The sequence below is a fragment of the Paenibacillus sp. MMO-177 genome (assembly GCF_037147795.1).
GTDB lineage: Bacteria > Bacillota > Bacilli > Paenibacillales > Paenibacillaceae > Pristimantibacillus.
On the sequence record NZ_JBBCUR010000004.1, the window covers coordinates 261,492 to 281,758 of the forward strand.

Annotated in this window: 21 protein-coding genes, 1 pseudogene and 2 riboswitches; of the genes and pseudogenes, 9 read left to right on the forward strand and 13 right to left on the reverse strand. The window is 53.0% G+C overall.

Annotated elements, in window-relative coordinates; all coding sequences use genetic code 11:
- Window positions 1-6: 6 nt before the first annotated feature.
- Window positions 7-1,047, forward strand: coding sequence for a Glu/Leu/Phe/Val family dehydrogenase (locus WFK81_RS16695; protein WP_336787527.1), 1,041 nt, complete (start codon window positions 7-9; stop codon window positions 1,045-1,047).
- 372 nt (window positions 1,048-1,419) lie between these two features.
- Window positions 1,420-2,655 carry a peptidase T gene (gene pepT / locus WFK81_RS16700; RefSeq protein WP_336787528.1) on the forward strand — a complete coding sequence of 412 codons (1,236 nt, stop codon included), beginning with the start codon at window positions 1,420-1,422 and terminating at the stop codon, window positions 2,653-2,655.
- Here pepT and WFK81_RS16705 read toward each other — a convergent pair whose 3' ends face one another.
- The 5 genes from WFK81_RS16705 to WFK81_RS16725 all read right to left on the reverse strand — a co-directional run bounded on the left by WFK81_RS16705 (window position 2,656) and on the right by WFK81_RS16725 (window position 6,594).
- Window positions 2,656-3,270 carry a flavin reductase family protein gene (locus WFK81_RS16705; protein WP_336787529.1) on the reverse strand — a complete coding sequence of 205 codons (615 nt, stop codon included), beginning with the start codon at window positions 3,268-3,270 and terminating at the stop codon, window positions 2,656-2,658.
- A gap of 21 nt (window positions 3,271-3,291) precedes the next feature.
- Window positions 3,292-3,897 carry an alpha/beta hydrolase gene (locus WFK81_RS16710; RefSeq protein WP_336787530.1) on the reverse strand — a complete coding sequence of 202 codons (606 nt, stop codon included), beginning with the start codon at window positions 3,895-3,897 and terminating at the stop codon, window positions 3,292-3,294.
- 28 nt (window positions 3,898-3,925) lie between these two features.
- Window positions 3,926-4,876 (reverse strand): VOC family protein, encoded by a 951-nt coding sequence (locus WFK81_RS16715; RefSeq protein WP_336787531.1) that lies wholly within the window; start codon window positions 4,874-4,876, stop codon window positions 3,926-3,928.
- 95 nt (window positions 4,877-4,971) lie between these two features.
- Entirely contained in the window at window positions 4,972-5,415 is a 444-nt protein-coding gene (locus tag WFK81_RS16720; RefSeq protein WP_336787532.1) for a MarR family winged helix-turn-helix transcriptional regulator, read from the reverse strand.
- A gap of 138 nt (window positions 5,416-5,553) precedes the next feature.
- Window positions 5,554-6,594: a peptidoglycan-binding domain-containing protein gene (locus WFK81_RS16725; protein ID WP_336787533.1), complete on the reverse strand. Its 1,041-nt coding sequence runs from the start codon at window positions 6,592-6,594 to the stop codon at window positions 5,554-5,556.
- A gap of 160 nt (window positions 6,595-6,754) precedes the next feature.
- Here WFK81_RS16725 and WFK81_RS16730 point away from each other — a divergent pair.
- A pseudogene (locus WFK81_RS16730) lies at window positions 6,755-6,841 on the forward strand (hypothetical protein); the annotation flags it as partial.
- Between the two features lie 111 nt (window positions 6,842-6,952).
- On the opposite strand, the gene WFK81_RS16735 reads toward WFK81_RS16730, so the two are convergent.
- The 3 genes from WFK81_RS16735 to WFK81_RS16745 form a co-directional block, all read right to left on the reverse strand.
- Entirely contained in the window at window positions 6,953-7,771 is an 819-nt protein-coding gene (locus WFK81_RS16735) for a GNAT family N-acetyltransferase (protein WP_336787534.1), read from the reverse strand.
- Between the two features lie 122 nt (window positions 7,772-7,893).
- Window positions 7,894-8,412, reverse strand: coding sequence for a DUF3231 family protein (locus tag WFK81_RS16740; RefSeq protein ID WP_336787535.1), 519 nt, complete (start codon window positions 8,410-8,412; stop codon window positions 7,894-7,896).
- Window positions 8,413-8,506: 94 nt separating this feature from the next.
- Complete coding sequence (locus tag WFK81_RS16745) at window positions 8,507-9,010, reverse strand: WGxxGxxG-CTERM domain-containing protein (protein WP_336787536.1); 504 nt, start codon at window positions 9,008-9,010, stop codon at window positions 8,507-8,509.
- 162 nt (window positions 9,011-9,172) lie between these two features.
- On the opposite strand from WFK81_RS16745, the gene WFK81_RS16750 reads away from it, so the two are divergent.
- Window positions 9,173-9,880, forward strand: coding sequence for a glycosyltransferase family A protein (locus WFK81_RS16750; protein ID WP_336787537.1), 708 nt, complete (start codon window positions 9,173-9,175; stop codon window positions 9,878-9,880).
- Window positions 9,881-9,954: 74 nt separating this feature from the next.
- The gene (locus WFK81_RS16755; protein ID WP_336787538.1) at window positions 9,955-10,239 is read left to right on the forward strand and encodes an alpha/beta-type small acid-soluble spore protein; all 285 of its coding nucleotides are present in this window, start codon (window positions 9,955-9,957) and stop codon (window positions 10,237-10,239) included.
- Window positions 10,240-10,269: 30 nt separating this feature from the next.
- On the opposite strand, the gene WFK81_RS16760 is transcribed toward WFK81_RS16755, so the two are convergent.
- From WFK81_RS16760 to WFK81_RS16775, 4 genes are all read right to left on the reverse strand, one after another.
- Window positions 10,270-10,692 carry a DUF1284 domain-containing protein gene (locus WFK81_RS16760; RefSeq protein WP_336787539.1) on the reverse strand — a complete coding sequence of 141 codons (423 nt, stop codon included), beginning with the start codon at window positions 10,690-10,692 and terminating at the stop codon, window positions 10,270-10,272.
- Window positions 10,693-10,756: 64 nt separating this feature from the next.
- Entirely contained in the window at window positions 10,757-11,083 is a 327-nt protein-coding gene (locus WFK81_RS16765) for an MGMT family protein (protein WP_336787540.1), read from the reverse strand.
- Window positions 11,084-11,175: 92 nt separating this feature from the next.
- Window positions 11,176-12,729, reverse strand: coding sequence for a DHA2 family efflux MFS transporter permease subunit (locus tag WFK81_RS16770; RefSeq protein ID WP_336787541.1), 1,554 nt, complete (start codon window positions 12,727-12,729; stop codon window positions 11,176-11,178).
- Window positions 12,730-12,889: 160 nt separating this feature from the next.
- Window positions 12,890-14,266, reverse strand: coding sequence for an aldehyde dehydrogenase (locus WFK81_RS16775; protein ID WP_336787808.1), 1,377 nt, complete (start codon window positions 14,264-14,266; stop codon window positions 12,890-12,892).
- 97 nt (window positions 14,267-14,363) lie between these two features.
- On the opposite strand from WFK81_RS16775, the gene WFK81_RS16780 reads away from it, so the two are divergent.
- The gene (locus WFK81_RS16780; RefSeq protein WP_336787809.1) at window positions 14,364-15,026 is read left to right on the forward strand and encodes a lysoplasmalogenase; all 663 of its coding nucleotides are present in this window, start codon (window positions 14,364-14,366) and stop codon (window positions 15,024-15,026) included.
- 274 nt (window positions 15,027-15,300) lie between these two features.
- Here WFK81_RS16780 and rlmN read toward each other — a convergent pair whose 3' ends face one another.
- Window positions 15,301-16,371 (reverse strand): 23S rRNA (adenine(2503)-C(2))-methyltransferase RlmN, encoded by a 1,071-nt coding sequence (gene rlmN, locus WFK81_RS16785; RefSeq protein ID WP_336787542.1) that lies wholly within the window; start codon window positions 16,369-16,371, stop codon window positions 15,301-15,303.
- 891 nt (window positions 16,372-17,262) lie between these two features.
- Window positions 17,263-17,458, forward strand: a riboswitch (cyclic di-AMP (ydaO/yuaA leader).
- 117 nt (window positions 17,459-17,575) lie between these two features.
- Window positions 17,576-17,760, forward strand: a riboswitch (cyclic di-AMP (ydaO/yuaA leader).
- A gap of 119 nt (window positions 17,761-17,879) precedes the next feature.
- Here rlmN and WFK81_RS16790 point away from each other — a divergent pair.
- From WFK81_RS16790 to kdpA, 3 genes are all read left to right on the forward strand, one after another.
- Window positions 17,880-18,284: a hypothetical protein gene (locus WFK81_RS16790; protein ID WP_336787543.1), complete on the forward strand. Its 405-nt coding sequence runs from the start codon at window positions 17,880-17,882 to the stop codon at window positions 18,282-18,284.
- Window positions 18,285-18,445: 161 nt separating this feature from the next.
- Window positions 18,446-18,523 carry a K(+)-transporting ATPase subunit F gene (gene kdpF / locus WFK81_RS30975; protein ID WP_442956072.1) on the forward strand — a complete coding sequence of 26 codons (78 nt, stop codon included), beginning with the start codon at window positions 18,446-18,448 and terminating at the stop codon, window positions 18,521-18,523.
- Window positions 18,524-18,556: 33 nt separating this feature from the next.
- Complete coding sequence (kdpA, locus tag WFK81_RS16795; RefSeq protein WP_336787544.1) at window positions 18,557-20,236, forward strand: potassium-transporting ATPase subunit KdpA; 1,680 nt, start codon at window positions 18,557-18,559, stop codon at window positions 20,234-20,236.
- Window positions 20,237-20,267: the final 31 nt, after the last annotated feature.

The window sequence follows — 20,267 nt, forward strand, 5'->3', positions numbered from 1 at the left end:
TTTTATATGGATTTGCGGAGCTTGCTGAACCTTGATGACTATGAACGGCTGGAGGTAATCCATGATGCTCGGAGCGGACTTACCGCGGTTATCGCAATCCATAGCACAAAGCTTGGCCCCGGGCTTGGGGGCTGCAGAATGTGGAACTACCCATCCGTGGAGGATGCGATCATAGATGCCGTCAGGCTCGCCCGCGGCATGACTTATAAGTCAGCGATGGCGGAGCTGCCCTTCGGCGGCGGCAAAGCGGTTATTATCGGAGATCCGGGCAAGGACAAAAATGAACGGCTGTTCCGTGCTTTCGGCAGATTTATTGACCGGCTGCAGGGAGAATATATTACCGGCATGGATGTCGGAACAACTTCTGCCGATATGGACTGGGTGTTTCAGGAGACGCGGTACGTCACCGATATTTCCGGATCGCTAGGCGCGGCGGGAACCTTTACGGCGGATATGACCGCTTACGGCGTCTTCTTGGCGATGAAGGCTTCCCTGAAAAAGCTGGACGGCTCGGAGAGCTTGTCCGGCAAGGTCGTTGCGGTTCAGGGACTCGGAAAAGTAGGCATGTTCCTCTGCCGGTACCTGGCGCTTGCCGGAGCAAAGCTGATCGTAACCGACCTTAACGGTGAGCTCGTTCGGAACGCCGTGCAGCAATACGGCGCCCGGGCCGTCGGCGTGGACCAAGTCATTTACGAGCTGTGCGATATCTACTCCCCTTGCGCGCTTGGCGGCATCCTTAACGATGCGAGCATCCCGCAGCTTCAATGCCGGATTATTGCCGGAGCGGCCAATAATCAGCTGGCGGAGGAGCGGCACGGCGATGTGCTCCATCAGCGGGGCATCCTGTATGCGCCGGACTATGTAATCAACGCCGGCGGAATCATCGTGACCGCCGCCGAGCTGAACGACAATTCGCCGTCCTACGCCAGAAGCCGCGTCGAACAAATCTACCGCACGCTGACGAACGTGTTCGATTGGTCCGACAAGCATGGCGTATCCGCCGCCAAAGCCGCAAACCAGCTGACCGAGCAGCTGCTCGGTCAGTGAATCCGTCCGACTGGACGATTGCCCAGAAACCGCGCTGCAGCGCGGTTTTTGCCTGCTATTTGGCCGTTTCGGCCTCTCGCCTCGCCTTCCACCTCGCTGCAACACGGTTTTTGCCTGCTATTTGGCCGTTTCCGCCTCACGACTCACCTAACATCTCGCTGCAACACGGTTTTTGCCTGCTATTTGCTCGTTCGCGCGAAGTGCCCGTGCGACGCATGGTCCTCTGAAGGCTATTATGCAGCAAGGGCTGCTCCCCGGTCACCACGACCATAAGGAGCAGCCCTTGCTGCCGATTCCGCTTATTCGATTTCTGCCTTCCACTCCTTTATAATGGGAACATAAGCAAGTTACCCGCGAAAGGAGCCGAAATCAATGAAAGACGAAATTATTAAACGACTGACCTCGTATGTCATTGTCGATACCCAGTCCAATGATGAGAGCGAAACCTGCCCCTCAACGCCGGGCCAGCTTACGCTTGCCAACCAGCTTGTTGAAGAATTGAAATCGATCGGGATGCAAGAGGTAACGATCGATGCGAACGGTTACGTAATGGCAACTCTGCCTTCTAACACCGATAAACAGGTTCCGACCATCGGTTTCCTGGCACACGTAGATACAGCTACCGATTTTACCGGCAAAAACGTAAAGCCGCAGCTCGTCGAATATGAAGGCGGCGACATTACGCTGAACGAAGCGCTGGGCATCGTGCTTTCGACGAAGGATTTCCCGGAACTGAACAGCTACAAAGGCCATACGCTTATGACGACAGACGGCACAACGCTGCTTGGCGCCGACAACAAAGCCGGCATTGCCGAGATTATGACGGCTATGGCATACCTGATCGCGAACCCGGACATTAAGCACGGCAAGATCCGCGTTGCCTTTACGCCGGATGAAGAGATCGGCCGCGGCCCGCACCGTTTTGACGTCGCTGCTTTTGGCGCCAAATATGCCTACACCGTCGATGGCGGTCCGCTGGGCGAGCTGGAATACGAAAGCTTTAACGCGGCGGGCGCCAAAATTACCGTCAATGGCACCAATGTCCATCCGGGCACGGCCAAAGGCAAGATGATCAACTCGATGAAAATCGCCATGGACCTTCACAGCCGCCTCCCGGCTGCCGAAGCACCTGAAAATACCGAAGGCTATGAAGGCTTCTATCATCTGAACACGCTGCAGGGCGATGTGGAACAAACAAAGATGTCCTACATTATCCGCGACCATAACCGCGAGAAATTCGAGGCGAAAAAAGCGAATATCACCAGAATCGTCGAGGAGCTAAAAGAGATCCATGGCCCAAACAGCATTGTTCTCGAGCTGAAAGACCAGTACTATAACATGCGCGACAAAATCGAGCCGGTATTCCATATCGTCGAAATCGCCCGCGAAGCGATGGAAAGCCTGGATATCAAGCCGCTCATCAAGCCGATCCGCGGCGGTACCGACGGCTCGCAGCTGTCGTATATGGGCCTGCCGACGCCGAATATTTTCACCGGCGGCGAAAATTACCACGGCAAATACGAATATGTGTCCATCGACAACATGGTTAAATCCGTGCAGGTTATTATCGAGATCATCAAACGGTTCGAAGCACGCGGCGAAGAGTAATTACGAGGGCCGCTCTACTTCGAACAGCTCGCCAAGCTTGGCGTACGAAGCGCCCGCAAGACGGCTGATCGGCCGAAGGGCTGCCGCATCGATATGGTTCCTTTCATCCGCGATAGTGTCGTCTAGATGATAGCGGACAACACGGCCGATCAGCAGGTCGGCGGCGGGGGCTTCAGCCGTTCCGCCAAGCGGAATCGCCTGCTCCAGCACGCATTCCAGCCGAACCTTGGCTTCCGCAATGCCGGGAACGGAGATGCGTTCGCCGGGAACCGGCGTAAGCCCGGCTAACGCAACCTCGCTTTCTTCCGGCGGCAGGCTGGCTGCCGTAACATTCAGCTTTTCCACATACGATTCATCCGCAATGTGAACGGCAAACTCACCTCTTGCGATGGCATGACGGGAGGTATCCTTCGGGATGCCTTTTTTTCGCTGCACGGATACGGAGATCAGCGGCGGATCAGCCGTCACGATATTGAAATAACTGAATGGCGCCGCGTTCAGCACGCCTTCCTCGGATAAGGTTGTGACCAGGGCAATCGGCCTTGGAACAACCGTACCCGTAAGCAGCTTGTAGTTCTCCCGCTCGCTTAAGTTTTCTGCGTCAATCCGGATCATGATTCCCCCGCCCTCCTTTTCTTAGAAATGGTCTTTATACCAGGCTGCAGCCGCAGCTACCTCGGAACGGGTAAGCTGATGGCCGAACCGTTCCCAATGCACGTCTACCTTTGCGCCCGCACCGCCAAGCAAGCCTTCGAGTTCATTTGTCTCCTCGGGCGAGCAGATCGGATCATTCTCCCCGGCCCCGATAAATATCGGCACTCCGGACAGATCCGGCAATTCAAGACCCCGGATCGGCACCATCGGATGATGCAGGATTGCCCCGCGCAGCGAGTCTTTGTAATGGAACAGCAGGCTGCCTGCGATATTAGCGCCGTTAGAGTAGCCCACGGCTACCAGGTTGCTTCTGTCGAACCCGTACTCCTCTGCCGCCTGGTCAAGGAAATCGTTCAGTTCCTTTGTCCGGAACACCAGATCCTCCAGATCGAATACGCCCTCCGCAATCCGGCGGAAATAACGCGCCATTCCGTTCTCGGATACGTTGCCCCGGATGCTCAGTACGGACGACTCCGGCGAAAAGGCTGCAGCAAGCGGCAGCAGATCATGCTCCGTGCCGCCGGTGCCATGGAACAGGACGAGGACCGGCGCCGCCGGATTCGTCCCCTGTTTGAATATATGATTCATGGTATATACCTCCTTTATTTGTCTAATATTAACGATCCAGTTCCATTACGCGTACATCAAACGGTGTGAGCAGCTGCTCCAGTGTTGCACGGTGCTGCTCGTACCACGCCGGCAGCATCAATTTCTCACCGAGATGCTCTGGCTCTTCGTCACGCGCGAACCCTGGAGGATCCGTAGCGATTTCGAACAGTATGCCGCCTTGCTCACGGAAATAGAGAGCATTGAAGTACTGACGGTCGACAATTGGCGTAGGCTGGAAGCCGTTCGCGGCTACATGCTGCTGCCAAGTGAGATGCTCGGCATCGTCTTTAGCTCTCCAAGCGATATGGTGAACGGTACCGTGACCGCCATGACCGGCCGCCATTGGCTCCGTATTCACGTCGATGATGTTGCCCAGATCGCCAAACGATTGGTAACGTGCCAGACCGTTCTCTTCATCCACTTTCGACAGACCCATTACATGCTCCAGCAATTGTGCGGTTGCAGCCGGGTTTGTGCTGTATAGAATAGCGCCGCCAAAGCCTTTGATCGCATTATCGGCCGAAACGCCGCCAAACGACCATGTGCTTTTTGGGCCTTCTTCGCGTGCTACCAGCTCTACAAGCAAACCGTCCGGATCCGCGAATTGCAGGTACTGCTCGCCAAAGCGGGAGGTCTCTTTGAATTCGATCCGGAATTTTGCAAGGCGTTCTTTCCAGAAGCCCAGCGTGCCTTCGGGCACGACATAAGTGGTGTAACCTACCTGGCCGCCTCCTACAACGCCTTTACGGGAGTTTTCCCAAGGGAAGAACGTGATGATGGTGCCAGGGCTGCCGGCTTGATCGCCGAAGTACAGATGGTAAACTTCCGGTGCGTCGAAGTTGATTGTTTTTTTCACGAGCCGGAGACCAAGCACCCCTGCGTAAAAGTCTGTAGTCACCTGAGGATGTTTTACGAAAGCCGTAATATGATGGATACCTGCTGTACGTTGATTTGTCATTATTTCCACTCTCCTAATAGGTTAGTTTTTAAATTTTTAAGAATCTTTATTTTAAGACATATGGCCTGACTTGTTGTATAATGCTACGACCAACTCTATTTGAAGGTCGTCTGTGCGTACTTGCCTAATTTTTTGAGTAGTGAACTTGCCGCCTGCTTTTCTTCCGCCGTCAGTCCTCCGACCGCTCCCTCAATAACGAGAGTATGCTGCGGGAACACCTCTTCTATGAACCGTGTCCCTGCCTCGGTAATTTCGGCGTAGATCAGCCTCCGGTCTTCCGTTGAAGCTCTGCGGCAGACAAAGCCTTTCTTCTCCAGCTTATCGATGACGTAAGTGATATTGCCGCTGCTCATCAGCACTTTCTCGCCGATTTGCTGCAAGGGCTGAGGACCTTTGTGATACAGAAGCTCAAGCACTCCGAACTCGGTCCGGTTAAGGCCATGCTTGCGGATATCCCGGTCGGCATGAGCGTTCACCCATTGGCTTGCTCTGGCAAGCGCGATGTAAAGATCAAGCGAATCATCTTTTTCCTTTCCCATTTGCTCGCCTCGCTTTCGTTTATCTTGATTTTAAGATACTTTATTTCGAGGCAAATGTAAAGAGGTTTTTGAAAAAAAGTTTTTAGGGGCTGTCCAATACTGGACAACCCTTTATTAGTATTCGCCTCTATGCGAGGATTAACGCATGTTAGGCGCGGAATTTTCGCTTGGCGCTTTGTTAGGCGCCGGATTTGGAGCTGCGTTTGGCGCTTGGTTGTTAGGCGCGATATTGTTGCCGCCATTGCTGCCGCCGGTATTGCCGCCGCCTGTACCGCCCGTACCACCGCCGCCGAAGCCTCCGCCTTTGCCGCCTTCTTGCACACGGCCGCCTCCGCCGCCGAAGCCTCCGCCTTTGCCGCCTTCTTGCACACGGCCGCCTCCGCCGCCGAAGCCTCCGCCTTTGCCACCTTCTTGCACACGGCCGCCTCCGCCGCCGAAGCCTCCGCCTTTGCCGCCTTCTTGCACACGGCCGCCTCCGCCGCCGAAGCCTTTACCGCCGCCTGCTCCTGCGCCGCCGCCTGCTCCTGCTCCGCCGCCGATGCCTGTGCCGCCGCCTGCTCCTGCGCCGCCGCCTGCTCCTGCTCCGCCGCCTGCTCCTGCTCCGCCGCCGATGCCTGTGCCGCCGCCTGCTCCCGCGCCGCCGCCTGCTCCCGCGCCGCCGCCCGCTCCTGCACCGCCGCCTGCTCCTGCACCGCCGCCTGCTCCTGCGCCGCCGCCCGCTCCTGCGCCGCCGCCTGCTCCTGCGCCGCCGCCCGCTCCTGCGCCACCTGCTCCTGCTCCTGCACCGCCGCCCTGGCCAACGCCAAGACCTCGAGCTTTTCCGGCACCTTTAGCGCTTACCTTCTTACCGTATTTAACCGTGTTGTAGGAGTAAGTAATCGACTGGAATGTTTTTGCATCCACCGATCCAGTCACCGGCAGGCCGTGCGTTTTTTGGTAGTGCTTGACTCCTCTTACAGTCGTGTTGTCATAGTAACCGTTGATTTTCCCGGAGTAGCTGCCAATGCCCTTCAGCATCCCTTGAATAACGTAGATGTCCGGTCCTTTGGCTCCTTTGCCAACCGCAAGAGTTGTTCCGGCACCGCCAAACATAAGCGCAGCAGACAAAACAACCGCACCTAGGATTTTTCCGGCTTTTTTCGCCTTCCCTTTATTTTCGTCCTGTCGGGAAGACAACATCCAATCCCATTTCATCCGTTACGACACCTTCCTGTTCTTTTATCGAGTTGTATTTCCACGCTTTACTATTCCCCAATTTAAAATTTCATACGGTTGCCTTTCCGATTTAAAAAATTAAAGAGTGAGGTGGAGGAGCGCCTGTGGATAGAGATCGATTGGAATGAGGTCGCCGCAAAGCGATAAAATCACCGGAAGCATCGCATTGATTGATCTCGTCTTGCAAAAAATCGTGATCGATACCGGCGGCTTGAAACCCAGCTATCTTGGCCCGCCGGAAAGCTACCGGGGTAACCGGCCGCACGCAGCAACCCCCTCTCCCGCTTACGCTGGAGAGGGGGTTTTGTTTTGTTTGCAGATATTAGGTTTCAAACCTGACGTCGGCAACCTTGCCGCTGTCCACAAAGCCGATATTTTGGTACACCTTATTGGAATCGGGGTTCGTCAGATCGGCATACAGCATGGGCACCCGGTTTTCCTGCACGATCAAACCGCAGCAGGCCGCAACCGTTGCGCTTGCATAACCGCGCTTACGCAAAGCCAGCGGCGTATACACATAATTTATACGGGCATGGCGCGGGGAACGATGGGCGATATGCGCCATGGAAACGGGAGTTTTATCAACAATCCATATGTATAAATTGCCGGATGCGATTGTATTTTCCGCTACGGGCAATTGGCTTGCAGGATGAACTTTATAGCCGTATGCGCTTTCGGCAAAGCCTGCCATAAAATCCGCGATCAGCGGAGCATCCGAGGATACAGCCGGACGCAGTTCTCCCTCTACGGCAACCGGGTAGCAAATATCGGGACAATAATAAGCTTCCATTCCCATTTTGTACTCGGGGCGAACACGGTAGCGCGCCGCATACAGCTCCGCGAACCGCTTAGCATGCCTGGGCTCTGCCGTAATTCCGCGAAGCGTATGACCGGTAAGCCTCACCAGAGCTTTGAGCAGAAGGAGTCTCTCCTCTTCGGGAAGCGCTTCATCTACCCAGAGCCACGCATTATGACCGGGCGAACCGGCAAAAATCGCCGAACCTCCTGCGGCTCTATACACTACCGACTGGCTCATTTCGCATATCCGGTGCAGTAAATTCATTCTCACCTCGTCCGCGACAAATAATGGCGATCTTAAAGCATCCATTGCCTGCTCGCCAGGCAGCAGTCTTTCCCACATTACGACTCCTCCTTTCATAAAAAATTCGTTATAAAGAAATTGCCTCCCAGTCTATATGTAACTGATGTATTCGTCAATCCTACAAAAAGCCCTGCTCAACTGAGCAGGGCTTAGCTTAATTTTTACGCATGTACAGGCTCAGGGCGTTTCAATTGGAGCGGAGGAGGAATCAGCCAGCCTTTCTTTTTGGACATCTCCAAAATACGCAAGCCCAAGGCTGCCTTCGTCGCGTGGTACTTGCCGAATAGAGCGCCAATATCTTCTCTGATCGAGATGCCCATCGCTTGGCTGCATGCCACAAGACTTGCCGACACATCCCCGGCTATGCCAAAGGCGATTTCATTATCCGCGAATCTTGCTCCGGCAGGAATATCTTCGAGCTTAACCGGCGGCCGATCCGGCATGGCAGGCGCGGGGGTAATCCCATTATGCGTAAGCAAAGCATCCAATTCATTCATCTCCAGCCGTGCCTGATCAATAAGGTCTTCCAAAATCTTTTTAAGATCTTTGTCCCCGGCATGGTTTAAGTAAGCCTGACAGCAAGAAATGGCGCTTTTAGCCACCATGGAAGCCTGCCATACGGCATAGATCTCTCCGTAATGCATCGGCTCGTCCTTTGGATTACCACTTAAAATACCCATGTTTTTTGCCTCTCTTCCCATTAATCGTACTTGGCTGCTTCCGCAAAATAACCCCCTGTGAAGACAGGGGGCTTTAACCAACCCGTGCTTTTATTTAGGTGCGTTCACGGTCGCGGCTTCTAAGGCCGAACAATCCAGCCAAACCAAGCAGACCAAGCCAGCCCCAGTTATTAGTGCGGTTATTCGTGGTTGCTAAAGGACGGTAATTTCCGTTTGTACCTACCCCTGTTGTGCTGTAGTTGTTCACACGGTTTGTTGTGCCAATAAAGTTGTTGCGGTTAGGATTGTAGCCATTGTTGGTGCTATAAGTGCCGTAGTTGTTTGTTCCATAGCTGTAGCCATTAGTCGTATAACCATTGGTAGTCAAGCCGTTTGGACCGTAGCCGTTCATTCCGTTTACGGTTCCATTGTAATTGTTCGTGCGGTTCGTTGTTGTGCCATCCGTTCCGTAAGTGCCATACGTCGTGGAACCGTAGTGCGTGCTGCGGAAGTTATCCGTTGCAGTCTCATCTTTGGCGGAAGCGGCAAAAGTTGGTGCAGATGCAGCAGACATCACAATTGTTGCAGCGCACAGTGTTGAGAATAATGTCTTTTTCATTGGCGAAGACCTCCTCGGGATATTTGGTACACCAATAAGTTTGCTGTGAGGTGGACGCGGATATTCTGCCAGTTTTTTAACTGGTGGGAATGCCGCCTATAGCCAACTCTATCCATTTGAATATATTACTCTCAAAATATGGTAACTAATCGGAGGGACGAGATGACCAAGGCTATAATCGTGGTAATCGAATTTAACAACCGGTCGAAAAAGAGCGGTGTTTATCGGATAGGATTGACTCCTCAATGGATCAACTACCGAATGTCTATTTTTATGAAATATACGCTTCAAAGCCTGATTAAACAGACAAACCAGAACTTCCATGTCTTGATCCGCTATACGGAGCGAACGGAGGGAATCATACGGGCTGCGCTCGCAAAGTATCCGAAGCTTCCGTCAAATATCCGTTTTGTCGCAAATAAGAAATACGAAGAATATCTGAAGAGAACGGTAGGCAAAAAGCCCACATTCTACCTCGTGCGGCTCGATTGCGATGATACGTACCACCGCACCATGATCGACCAGCTCCATAAATATAAGCCAAAACCAGGCACGCGGGCACTGATTAACCAATCCGGCTACATTTACGATAGCGTGAGGCACCGAATGGCGATTGTCACCAAACCCTCCCCGCCTTTTTATACGTGGATTTACAATTCCGAACAATATTTTGGCGGCTTCCGATACAAAACGGTCGACGGGCACAGCGGAGTCATCAAACATAAGCATGAGATTCTCACCAAGTCCGGCAAACGCAACTACATGGTTGTCGTGCATAGCAAAAACACGCTGAATCAAAGGCTGCTTAAAAGGCATGTCTTTGTAGCCAACAAGGCCAAAGTAAATGCCATTCTAAGCAAGTTTATTTAAAACTTGTCCTTCATAAATGCCCGGGCCGCAGGGAAAAGTAAAACCGTTAAAATATAATGAGGCGGTGCGGCACAATGGGAAGACGCAGCAGAAGATTACTTGTCCCTGAAGCAGGGGCTGCCATGCAGTCGTTAAAGGCAAACGTAATGCGCCAAGAAGGCTATGCGGTAGACGAGAACAGGCCGGATGACGTGAAATACGAAGTCGCCAGCGAAATGGGAATACGGATGAACCGCAATGGCGATAACGGGAATATGAAAACCGAGGATGCCGGTCATGTCGGCGGAAAAATCGGCGGTGCAATGATCCGTGAAATGATCCGGATGGCGCAAGAGAAGCTAGCAAAACGGCAGCCATAGGCTGCCGCTTTATTTTTAGACCTATATAAATCAAGGCAATGACCGTAAAGCTTTGGCCTGCCGGATATGGGCAACCCCTTCTTGACATAAGCCGTATGGCTCCCATGGACAATCATGGCAGAGCCTGTGAATGTCATCCGGTTGAATAGCGGCAGCTATGCGTCCGATCAGCTCTTCCCAGCTTAACCGGTTGCCTGCAGCCAGCCCCAGCTCGCCTAGTAATTCTTTGTCTTTCCGGTATACGCTAGGATTTTGGCAGTGATTCGGCTGGTCGGGAGGAAAAGCCGCGCATATTCCGTCCGGGCCTTCGATAATATCTATCACGGTCTGCGGATTTTGACGCAGCGTTTCATATACAGCGGTCATATTCGTACAGAAGTCTTCCGAATACCCTTTCCCTCGGTATCCAAGCAAACAAAACAGATGATGCCCTCTTAATTCGATGCTTTGCATGGGATTGCTCCTCCCTTAAATATGTTAACCCAATTTTATCATAAAGGTTAACATATGAGGAGCTTTATCTATCCGGCGGGATGTCCGGCTCATAACGGTATTGATTGAGGTCAATCAGTCCATTAATGCCTATGTAGACCCCCTCTGCCTCCAGCATATGCTTCTGCAGCATTCGCGACTCGTCTTCCTGGATAGCGATTTCCCCTTTGGCGTTCACCACGCGATGCCAAGGCAGCTGGTGGGCGCTGCTCAAGGAATGCAAAATCCGTACCACTTGCCTTGCCCCGCGGCTGCTTCCGGCCAATCCCGCGATTTGCCCGTAGGTCATCACTTTCCCTTCCGGGATCTGCTTAATCATATCGACTACTCTCTGCGTATAAGGCTGTAGCATAAGCGCTTGTCCTTCCCCCCCTATTTAAAAAAGATCAGTTCCACTAGCGTTGGCTAACGAAACTGACCCTATTCGCTGTTAATCGATAACCTTTATCCCATATGAAGCCCTTCGAGAGCAGCTTCCGGCTTATCGGCCTGCGTGTTCTCTCCGGAATTTTTTTTGCCCCTGCGAAGCAGAAGTCCTAACAAGGCGCCCGTTATAGCAACAAACACCATAATGCCGAAGGTGTAGTCAAAAGCATCTACCGCGAGTGCAAGAAGCTGCTGCAGCTGCTCCGGACTCGCCTGCGCAGCACCGCTTCCAGCGGATTGATTCGCCAGCGCTTCGGGCGGAACGTTTGCTTCCGCCATCAGCTTTGCAATCCGCTTCGTTAGAATCGTAACGAGCAGCGCAATCGCAAGCGAGCTGATAACCTGCTGCATCGCGCTCGTAAGCGAAGTAACCCGGCTGACCAGCTCGCGCGGCGTCTTGTTGATCAGATGAGAATTTAGCGGCATCATCATAAGCCCCATTCCGGAGCCGGCCATAATAAGCGGCAGCAGCAAATCCTCTCGGCCCGTATGAATATCGAGATTCGAATATTGAAAGATTGCGCCCGATACAAGGCTGAGCCCGATTACGACCAGCCAGCGGACCCCGATCCGGTCGAATAAATAGCCGCCAAGCGGCATCATGCAGGCCGAAGCCAGCGCTTGCGGGAACAAGGTAAGCCCGGTGTCAAACGCACCGTAGCCGCGGCCCTGCTGCAAAAATTGCGGCAGCAAGAAAATCGCTCCAAACAGCGAGAACTGGACAATCCATTGCACCACGATGCCGAACGAGAAATCGATGGAACGGAACACCCGAAGATCCAGCAGCGGATGCTTCGCCCGCAGTTCCACGAAGATGAAGACGATCAGCGCCACGCCGCCAATGATCAGGCCGGCAAGCGTTTTATCCGATGTCCAGCTTTCCGCGCCCTGGTTAACGCCATAGGATAACGCGGCGAAAGCAAGCGGCCCCAGAATCATGCCCGGTATATCCAATCCGGCAAGCTTCTTGGTTGCGAGCTTCGGCAGACTCCATAATCCGAACAGCACGCTGATAATGCCTACCGGCAGGTTGATCAGGAAGATCCAGCGCCAGGAATGGTATTCGACCAGCCAGCCGGATAGAATGGGGCCAATAGCCGGCGCAAGAAGAATCGGGACGCCCAGCATCCCCATGACCTGCCCTACTTTATTGGGCGGGCTAAGCCGGTAAACATACGCCATCGCAACGGGCAGCACGAATCCGCCGCCAAGCCCTTGAATAACGCGGAACATTATCAGCATCTGCGGATCGTTCGGCAGCGAGCATAGGAGCGAGCCAAGCGTAAAGAGAATGACCGAGGTCAGAAAAACCGTCTTGGCGCCGAACCGGTCGGAAAGCCAGCCCGCAAGCGGAATGACTGCGGCTTGCGCCAGCATATAACCCGTTACGGTCCATTGCAGAGTGGGAAGCTGCGTATGGAAATCCTCTACGAGCTTCGATAAAGCGACGTTCATCGCTGTTGTATCGAGAATAACCATAAAGCAGCCGAGAATAATCGCGACTAGCGGAAGCAGTATGCTTTTCATGCTGAATTCCTGCTCCTGCGGGTTATCCGTTAACCGTTGTTCCATCCATATAACCTCCTACATGGAATACACCATTACGCCAAGGATGAGAGGGACAACGGCTGTCAGTAATGGTAGTGTGCTACCCCATGTTACTGAGCAAACCAGCCTTTAGTCAAATAAATTTTTTACAAAAAAAGTTAAAGCTTTTTTAATGGACGCGCCTCTATTTCATGAGCCTCCGAATGATCGAAAGACCGCCTTTGGCCGATGGATAACGGAAGGCAAAATCAAACCTGGTCGTTTGTTTCAGCACGCTTTTCATATGCGAGAAGGTTTTGAAGCTATATTCGCCATGATAAGCTCCAATCCCGCTCTCGCCTACTCCGCCAAACGGCAAATACGGCGTCGCCAGATGCATCAGCGTATCGTTGATGCATCCGCCGCCAAACGGCACCGCCTCGGTTACCCGCTTCTGAATAGCCGCATTCTCGCTGAACAGATAGAGAGCAAGCGGCTTCGGGCGCGCATTGATCTGATCGATTGCTTCCTGCAGCTCGTCATAGACCAAGACCGGCAGAATCGGGCCAAAAATCTCCTCCTGCATAACCGGCGTATTCCAGTCCACGCGGGTAAGTACGGTTGGCTCGATCCGGAGCGACATTTCGTCCGCCCCTCCTCCCATGACAGCCTCCCCGTCACGAAGGAAGCCTGCGAGCCGCCGGAAATGACGCTCCGAAATGATTTTGCCGTAATCCTTATGCTCAAGCGGATTCTGGCCATAGAACTTCGTTACCGACTTGCGGAGCTGCTCAAGGAACTCCTCCAGCACGCTGCGATGAACAAGGACGTAATCAGGCGCGATGCAGGTCTGCCCGGCGTTAATAAATTTGCCGAAGGCCAGCCGTCTTGCGGCCAGCTTGAGATTGGCGTCGTGATGAACAATCGCCGGGCTTTTGCCCCCAAGCTCCAGCGTAACCGGCGTCAAATGCTTGGCTGCCGCAGCCATAACCTGCTTGCCGACGTTAACGCTGCCCGTGAAAAAGATTTTATCGAACGGCAGGTCCAGCAGCTCTTTGCTTACTTCAACTCCGCCTTCCATAACGGTTATGTAAGAAGGATCAAACGTGTCCTGTACAAGCGAGGACATAACCTCCGACACCGCCGGCGACAGCTCCGAAGGCTTCAGGATTGCCGTATTGCCCGCCGCTATAGCTCCGACAAGCGGCGCCATCGCGAGCTGGAACGGATAGTTCCACGGAGCGATAACAAGCGCGGTGCCAAGCGGTTCCGGCACGATGTAGCCTTTGCTTCCCATGTGGGTGAGCGCCGTTTTGACCTTGGCGGGCTTCATCCACCGCTTCAGCCGCTTCTGCACAAATGAAATTTCCTTCAGGACTAGTCCAATCTCCAGCATATAGGACTCCTGCTCGCTCCTGTTCAGGTCAAGCCGAAGCGCCTGCATAATCGCATCCTCTCGTTCTGTAATGGCTTGGCGCAGCTTCGCCAGCTGAGCCTGCCGGAATTCGAGACTCCGTGTTGCCCCCGTCCCGTAATAGTGCCGCTGCTTCTCCAGCAATTGTTGAGCTAAGTTCATGTTCATGTTCATGCGATACCCCGCCTTTTCGATATAAATCCGGACTTAAAAAATGAATTTCTATGCTATAGTTAGGAAAAAGGAGCGATGCCGATTGAATAAAATGATGCCTGCTCTCATTCTGCTTACAGGCTTGCTTTACATTTTTATCATTCCTGCTGAACCGCATGCCGTCAAGCTAATTTTCAAAGCGATTCCGATGCTGCTTATTATCGCTTATGCTTACTTGCAGTCCGCGCAAAACGGTAAGCGATTTCAGCAGATTCTGCTGGCCGGTCTTGTCTTCTGCGTGATTGGCGATGTTACCCTGGATAACTTTGTCGTAGGGCTGTCCGCCTTTTTGATCGGCCATTTGTTTTATCTTAGCGGTTTTTTCGGGCAATGGAAGTTTTCCTTCTGGCGCCTCGTCACGATTGTACCAATCGGGGCATATGCCGTTTATATGGGCTACGAGCTGCTTGATGCGCTTACGAAATCGGGAGACGACGCTCTGAAAATCCCCGTTCTTGTCTATGTAACCGCCATTTCGCTGATGGGCTGGTCGGCCATCATGTCCGGAAACGCATGGGCGGTTGCGGGCGCTTTGCTCTTTATGGCTTCCGACTCTATTCTCGCCTGGAACAAGTTCGTCTCGGATGTTGATGGTTCGAATGTGCTCATTATGACAACCTATTATGCCGCGCAGTTCTGCATTGCAACCTGCATAGGATACCGGAGCCGTACCGCTCCCAAGCAAAAAGAGGCTGTCCCAACCGTCAATAGCTGACATCGGAACGGCCTTTTTGTTGGTTTGGATAAAAAAGGACTAACCAAACCCCTTTTATTGGAACAAATTCAATGTCCCCCCGCAAGTCACCCGTTTCACCCGATTTCACTGGAGTAAATCCAACGTACGGTGAGCAGGCTTGATCATATTGTGCTAAAAAAGCTGCAACAGATCAAAAAAATAGCGTTGCAGAGTCTGCGACGCTATTTTTGAAAGTGCTGGCTCTTCTTCAAAGATTCTGACTTATGGGACACCCGTTTGGTTGTGCCGATTGTTATCCGGCTTTTTCCTTATTCATCTGCTTGCTGCGCAGCTGGCCGCAAGCCGCGTCGATGTCGGCACCATGCTCGAGGCGGACGCTGACGCTTACGCCTTGTTTTTTCAGCGTATCGTAGAAGCCTTTGATGGAGTCGTTCTCGCTGCGCTGGTATTGGCTATGCTCGTCAACCGGATTGTAAGGAATAAGGTTCACGTTCACGAGAGAACGGCGGCGGTCGCCCACCAGCTCCGCAAGCTCAAGCGCATGCTCCGGCCGGTCGTTGACGTCCTTGAGCAGAATATACTCCAGCGTAATGCGGCGGTTCGTCCGCTCCAGATAATAATCGATCGCATCCATCAGCTTCTCGATCGGAATCGCGCGGTTGATCTTCATAATCCGCGTCCGCAGCTCATTATTAGGCGCATGCAGCGATACGGCAAGGTTAACCCCTTGATCCTTGTCGGCAAACTCTCTGATTTTGTCCGCGAGGCCGCTTGTCGATACCGTAATATGGCGCGGTCCGATAGCCAAGCCTTTATGATCCTTCACCGTCGTGAGGAAGTCGTTCAGGTTCGTAAAGTTATCGAACGGCTCGCCGATCCCCATGACAACGATATGACTGACCTTCTCGCCTTGACCCGCTTCATCAAGATGGAGCTGAATCTTCATAATCTGCTCGACAATCTCGCCGCTTGTCAGATCTCTGCTCTTCTTGAGCAGGCCGCTCGCGCAGAAGCTGCAGCCGATATTGCAGCCAACCTGCGTGGTTACGCAGACCGACAGGCCGAACTTATGACGCATCATTACCGTCTCGATCAGGTTGCCGTCATCCAGCTTGAGCAGCAGCTTGACCGTGCCGTCCTTCGACACCTGCTTCGTATGCTCGACCAGCGTCTGGATCGCAAAGTTCTCCTCCAGCAGCTTCACCAAGTCCGGATGAACCTCCGTCATATCCGCAAAGTTTGTAACCCGCTTCCGGTACAAATATTCCCACACCTGAGCCGCCCGGAACTTTTTATGCCCGCGCTCGCCCAGCCATGCCGTTAATTGATCTAATGTAAATCCATATATGGATGGTGTACTCATCGTTTTTCCTCTTTTCGTGAAACGCGGCCAAAACCGCATACTGTTCCTATTGTCCCAAAATTAGCTGATGAAAACAAGGGGCCAAGGTGAAACGATTCGCCGCCTTTGGCAGGAGGCGCGTTTCGCTTCGGAGTATTCTAATGAAAAGTCCAATCGTTCCAGTATACGCTCATTCCGCCCTCTTATTTCACTCCTCGCACTTAACACGCACTTATCGCTCCTGCTTCCTACCCCACGTCCAACCGCTGTAAGACGGTTTTTCCGTCTTATTTAGCTCTTTCTAACCCGCGGCCCGCCCTCCAGCCGCTGTAAGACGGTTTTTCCGTCTTATTTGGCTCTTTCTAGCACGCGGCGCCGCCCTCCAGCCGTTGTAAGACGGTTTTTCCGTCTTATTTGGCTCTTTCTAACCCGCGGCCCGCCCTCCAGCCGTTGTAAGACGGTTTTTCCGTCTTATTTGGCTCTTTCTAACCCGCGGCCCGCCCTCCAGCCGCTGTAAGACGGTTTTTCCGTCTTATTTAGCTCTTTCTAACCCGCGGCCCGCCCTCCAGCCGCTGTAAGACGGTTTTTCCGTCTTATTTGGCTCTTTCTAACCCGCGGCCCGCCCTCCAGCCGCTGTAAGACGGTTTTTCCGTCTTATTTGGCTCTTTTCAGCCCACGGCTTCGTGCCCGGCACGCAATGGCGACCTCGGACAAACCAATTTGGGCTTGGCATATACCTAAATTTCACATCGAATTGCAGTATTCGCGAGATATAGAGTCCAAGAAGGAGCATGATGGAGTCCCTTCCAAATGTAAACGCTCTAACCAAACTCCTTGTCAGAATTAGACAATATGCCGCCTCCATCGTTCATTTACATCTTCGGCCGTCAGGCGTAATATACGATTCAGCAAAAGTATCAATTGCTGAGTTTCCGTTAAGGGAAACGGGGGAACCAATCGATAAGCAGCATCGCAACGGTGTGAGAGCCGGGGCGGCTTGCTTATCCGGGGTGAATCCGGGAAAAGGCTGCGCGCGGCCTGAACCGGTAGGGCGACTCTCACCGTCCGAATCCGTCAGCTAACCTCGTAAGCGATGAAAATGCGACTGCCCATTAGGCAGGGCATTTTCCAAGTAGAGAGGATGATGTGATCTTGTGACCTTTTCAAGGCCGCGGGGAACTTTCCTCTGCGGCTTTTTCTCATGCCGATTATTAATCAAAATCAACTGTCTTTATCGCTTAATCCCCTTCGCGGGGAACGGGGGAACCAATCGGACAGCCGGCTGTTCAACACAGCTAGCTTGTCCTCGGGGTGAATCGCCGACTCAGTACCATCTGAGCTCGTCGGCGTAGGGCGACTCTTACGCCCGAATCCGTCAGCTAACTTCGTCAGCGTACCAAGAGAGGCAACGATGATCGTGAATTTAGGCGCGGTTTATTTTCTGCTGCGCTTATAAGCCGCGTGAAGAGTCCCTCTTCCGCGGCTTTTTGTTGTCGTTGATTCCTCCAATCAGAAGAGGAGCCTAAACCATGGACGATTATATACTCGTCTCCGCCCCCAACGCGCAGGGCGAGGACTTTATTAAACAGCTGCAGCGACGGCATATCCCTTTTGCAGCCATTGTGAACAACAAGACCGAATACGATAGGATGCTGGGGCTGGGAGTAAGCATCGTAATCGTTGTCAACACGATTGATGAAGCAACCTGGCGGGTACCGGAGCTGCCGGTCGGCCGGATCTTTTTATTCGAGAGAAGCCTGAATCTGTGCTGCCGTTATATTCAGATTTGCCGCAGCTGGACTTCTAAGTCGATCTGCGTCATTACCGAAAGTACGAATCCCCGGTTGATTTACAAGGGGATGGGCGCGAATTACGTGGTGCACTCCGGGCAGACGGAAACGTCTTTTCTCATCACAAACGACCTCACCAGTTAGGAATTATCCCAAATGGAGCCTAAACAGGCCATGCGGTCATTCTTTTAGGAGGAATACTCGATGCAGGATATTTATATGGCGCTGCTTCTGGCAGCGATATTTGTACTTTTCGCCGGCTTTATGCATTGGTGCGACCGGGCTATTCAAGAGGAGGAAAAGCGATGATCGTAGCGTTAACGCTGGCTTTGTTTCTCTTTCTTTACTTAATTTATGCCCTGATTAATCCGGAGAAATTCTAAAACCTTATCGATCGCTGGGAGGCCGCAATGGCAATGGATATTTTACAGCTCATTATCGTGATTGGCGTGCTCGTACTGCTCGTCAAACCGCTCGGAACCTACGTATACCATGTGTACTCGGATCAACCGAATCGGACTGACCGCTTATTCGGCGGCATCGAACGGTTCATTTATAAAGTAATCGGGCTGAAATCGCGCGAGAGCATGACCTGGAAAAAATACGCGCTGAGCTTTCTGCTCACGAATATCGTGCTAGTCGCGATTAGTTATTTTATTCTGCGCTTGCAGGGCGGCCTTCCGGGCAACCCCAACCGCATTGGCGCTATGGAAGAAACGCTGTCGTTCAATACCGTTATCAGCTTTATTACGAATACGAACCTGCAGCATTACAGCGGCGAGACCGGGCTGTCCTATTTCTCGCAGATGGCCGTCATTATGATGATGATGTTCACTTCGGCGGCTACCGGCTTCTCGGTTGCGATTGCTTTTATCCGCGGCTTGACGAGCAGGGGCAGCACAATCGGCAACTTCTTCACCGACTTCGTGAAATCCCATACGCGGATTTTCCTGCCGCTCGCAACGCTTATTACGCTGGTGCTTGTGGCGCTTCACGTGCCGCAGACGCTGCAGCCTAACGTAACGGCAACAACGCTGGAAGGAGCAACGCAAACCATCGCTATCGGGCCGGTTGCTTCCCTTGAATCGATTAAGCATTTGGGCACGAACGGCGGCGGCTTTATGGGTGCCAATTCGGCGCATCCGTTCGAGAATCCAAGCCCGCTGACGAACGTCATCGAGATTTTGTCCATGTGGGCGCTGCCTGCCAGCCTTCCCTATGTATACGGCCGTTTCGCGGGCAACCGCAAGCAGGGCTGGGTTGTGTTTGGCGCCATGATGTCGCTGTTCCTGGTATTCCTTGCGACGGTTTACACGGCTGAGCTGCATGGCAATCCGGAACTGAACAACCTTGGCGCAGATGCCTCGCAAGGCAGCATGGAAGGCAAGGAAGTCCGGTTCGGCATTGCCCAGTCCGCCCTCTTCACGGCGGTTACGACCGCTGCGACAACCGGTTCGGTTAATAACATGCACGATACGCTGACGCCAATCGGCGGTCTTGTCCCGTTGGCGGAGATGATGCTGAACGTCGTGTTCGGCGGCAAAGGCGTTGGCCTCGTCAATATGCTGATGTATGCGATTCTTGCCGTCTTTATCGCGGGACTAATGGTCGGTCGGACACCGGAGTTACTCGGGCGGAAAATCGAGCCCAAGGAAATGAAGCTGATCGCGATTGCGATTCTCGTTCATCCGTTTATCATTTTGGCGCCAACCGCCATTGCTTTCCTGACGGACCTTGGCCGGGGCGCCATTACGAATCCTGGCTTCCACGGCATCTCGCAAGTGCTCTATGAATACACCTCTTCGGCGGCGAATAACGGCTCGGGCTTCGAAGGTCTTGCCGACAATACGCCGTTCTGGAACATCACAACCGGCCTTGTCATGCTGCTTGGACGGTATGTTTCGATGATTGCCATGCTGGCCGTAGCCGGATCCCTGGTCCGCAAAAAGCCCGTACCCGAAACGATCGGAACATTCCGGACGGACAACGTACTGTTTGGCGGGATCCTAGTAGGCACCGTCGTTATTGTCGGCGCGCTTACGTTCCTGCCTGCCGTCGTACTTGGACCTATCGCAGAGTATTTAACGATTCGCTAACGGATAAGGATGAGGTGAATAACCGTGACCA

Coding starts and splice junctions, on each gene's coding strand:
- WFK81_RS16770 (WP_336787541.1), bottom strand. CDS start 12,729: ATGGAACAACGGTTAACGGATAACCCGCAGGAGCAGGAATTCAGCATG.
- WFK81_RS16790 (WP_336787543.1), top strand. CDS start 17,880: ATGGACGATTATATACTCGTCTCCGCCCCCAACGCGCAGGGCGAGGAC.
- WFK81_RS16710 (WP_336787530.1), bottom strand. CDS start 3,897: ATGAATCATATATTCAAACAGGGGACGAATCCGGCGGCGCCGGTCCTC.
- WFK81_RS16740 (WP_336787535.1), bottom strand. CDS start 8,412: ATGGGTATTTTAAGTGGTAATCCAAAGGACGAGCCGATGCATTACGGA.
- WFK81_RS16735 (WP_336787534.1), bottom strand. CDS start 7,771: ATGTGGGAAAGACTGCTGCCTGGCGAGCAGGCAATGGATGCTTTAAGA.
- WFK81_RS16775 (WP_336787808.1), bottom strand. CDS start 14,266: ATGAACATGAACTTAGCTCAACAATTGCTGGAGAAGCAGCGGCACTAT.
- WFK81_RS16695 (WP_336787527.1), top strand. CDS start 7: ATGGATTTGCGGAGCTTGCTGAACCTTGATGACTATGAACGGCTGGAG.
- WFK81_RS16750 (WP_336787537.1), top strand. CDS start 9,173: ATGACCAAGGCTATAATCGTGGTAATCGAATTTAACAACCGGTCGAAA.
- WFK81_RS16780 (WP_336787809.1), top strand. CDS start 14,364: ATGATGCCTGCTCTCATTCTGCTTACAGGCTTGCTTTACATTTTTATC.
- kdpF (WP_442956072.1), top strand. CDS start 18,446: ATGATCGTAGCGTTAACGCTGGCTTTGTTTCTCTTTCTTTACTTAATT.
- WFK81_RS16755 (WP_336787538.1), top strand. CDS start 9,955: ATGGGAAGACGCAGCAGAAGATTACTTGTCCCTGAAGCAGGGGCTGCC.
- kdpA (WP_336787544.1), top strand. CDS start 18,557: ATGGATATTTTACAGCTCATTATCGTGATTGGCGTGCTCGTACTGCTC.
- rlmN (WP_336787542.1), bottom strand. CDS start 16,371: ATGAGTACACCATCCATATATGGATTTACATTAGATCAATTAACGGCA.
- WFK81_RS16705 (WP_336787529.1), bottom strand. CDS start 3,270: ATGATCCGGATTGACGCAGAAAACTTAAGCGAGCGGGAGAACTACAAG.
- WFK81_RS16720 (WP_336787532.1), bottom strand. CDS start 5,415: ATGGGAAAGGAAAAAGATGATTCGCTTGATCTTTACATCGCGCTTGCC.
- pepT (WP_336787528.1), top strand. CDS start 1,420: ATGAAAGACGAAATTATTAAACGACTGACCTCGTATGTCATTGTCGAT.
- WFK81_RS16765 (WP_336787540.1), bottom strand. CDS start 11,083: ATGCTACAGCCTTATACGCAGAGAGTAGTCGATATGATTAAGCAGATC.
- WFK81_RS16715 (WP_336787531.1), bottom strand. CDS start 4,876: ATGACAAATCAACGTACAGCAGGTATCCATCATATTACGGCTTTCGTA.
- WFK81_RS16725 (WP_336787533.1), bottom strand. CDS start 6,594: ATGTTGTCTTCCCGACAGGACGAAAATAAAGGGAAGGCGAAAAAAGCC.
- WFK81_RS16760 (WP_336787539.1), bottom strand. CDS start 10,692: ATGCAAAGCATCGAATTAAGAGGGCATCATCTGTTTTGTTTGCTTGGA.
- WFK81_RS16745 (WP_336787536.1), bottom strand. CDS start 9,010: ATGAAAAAGACATTATTCTCAACACTGTGCGCTGCAACAATTGTGATG.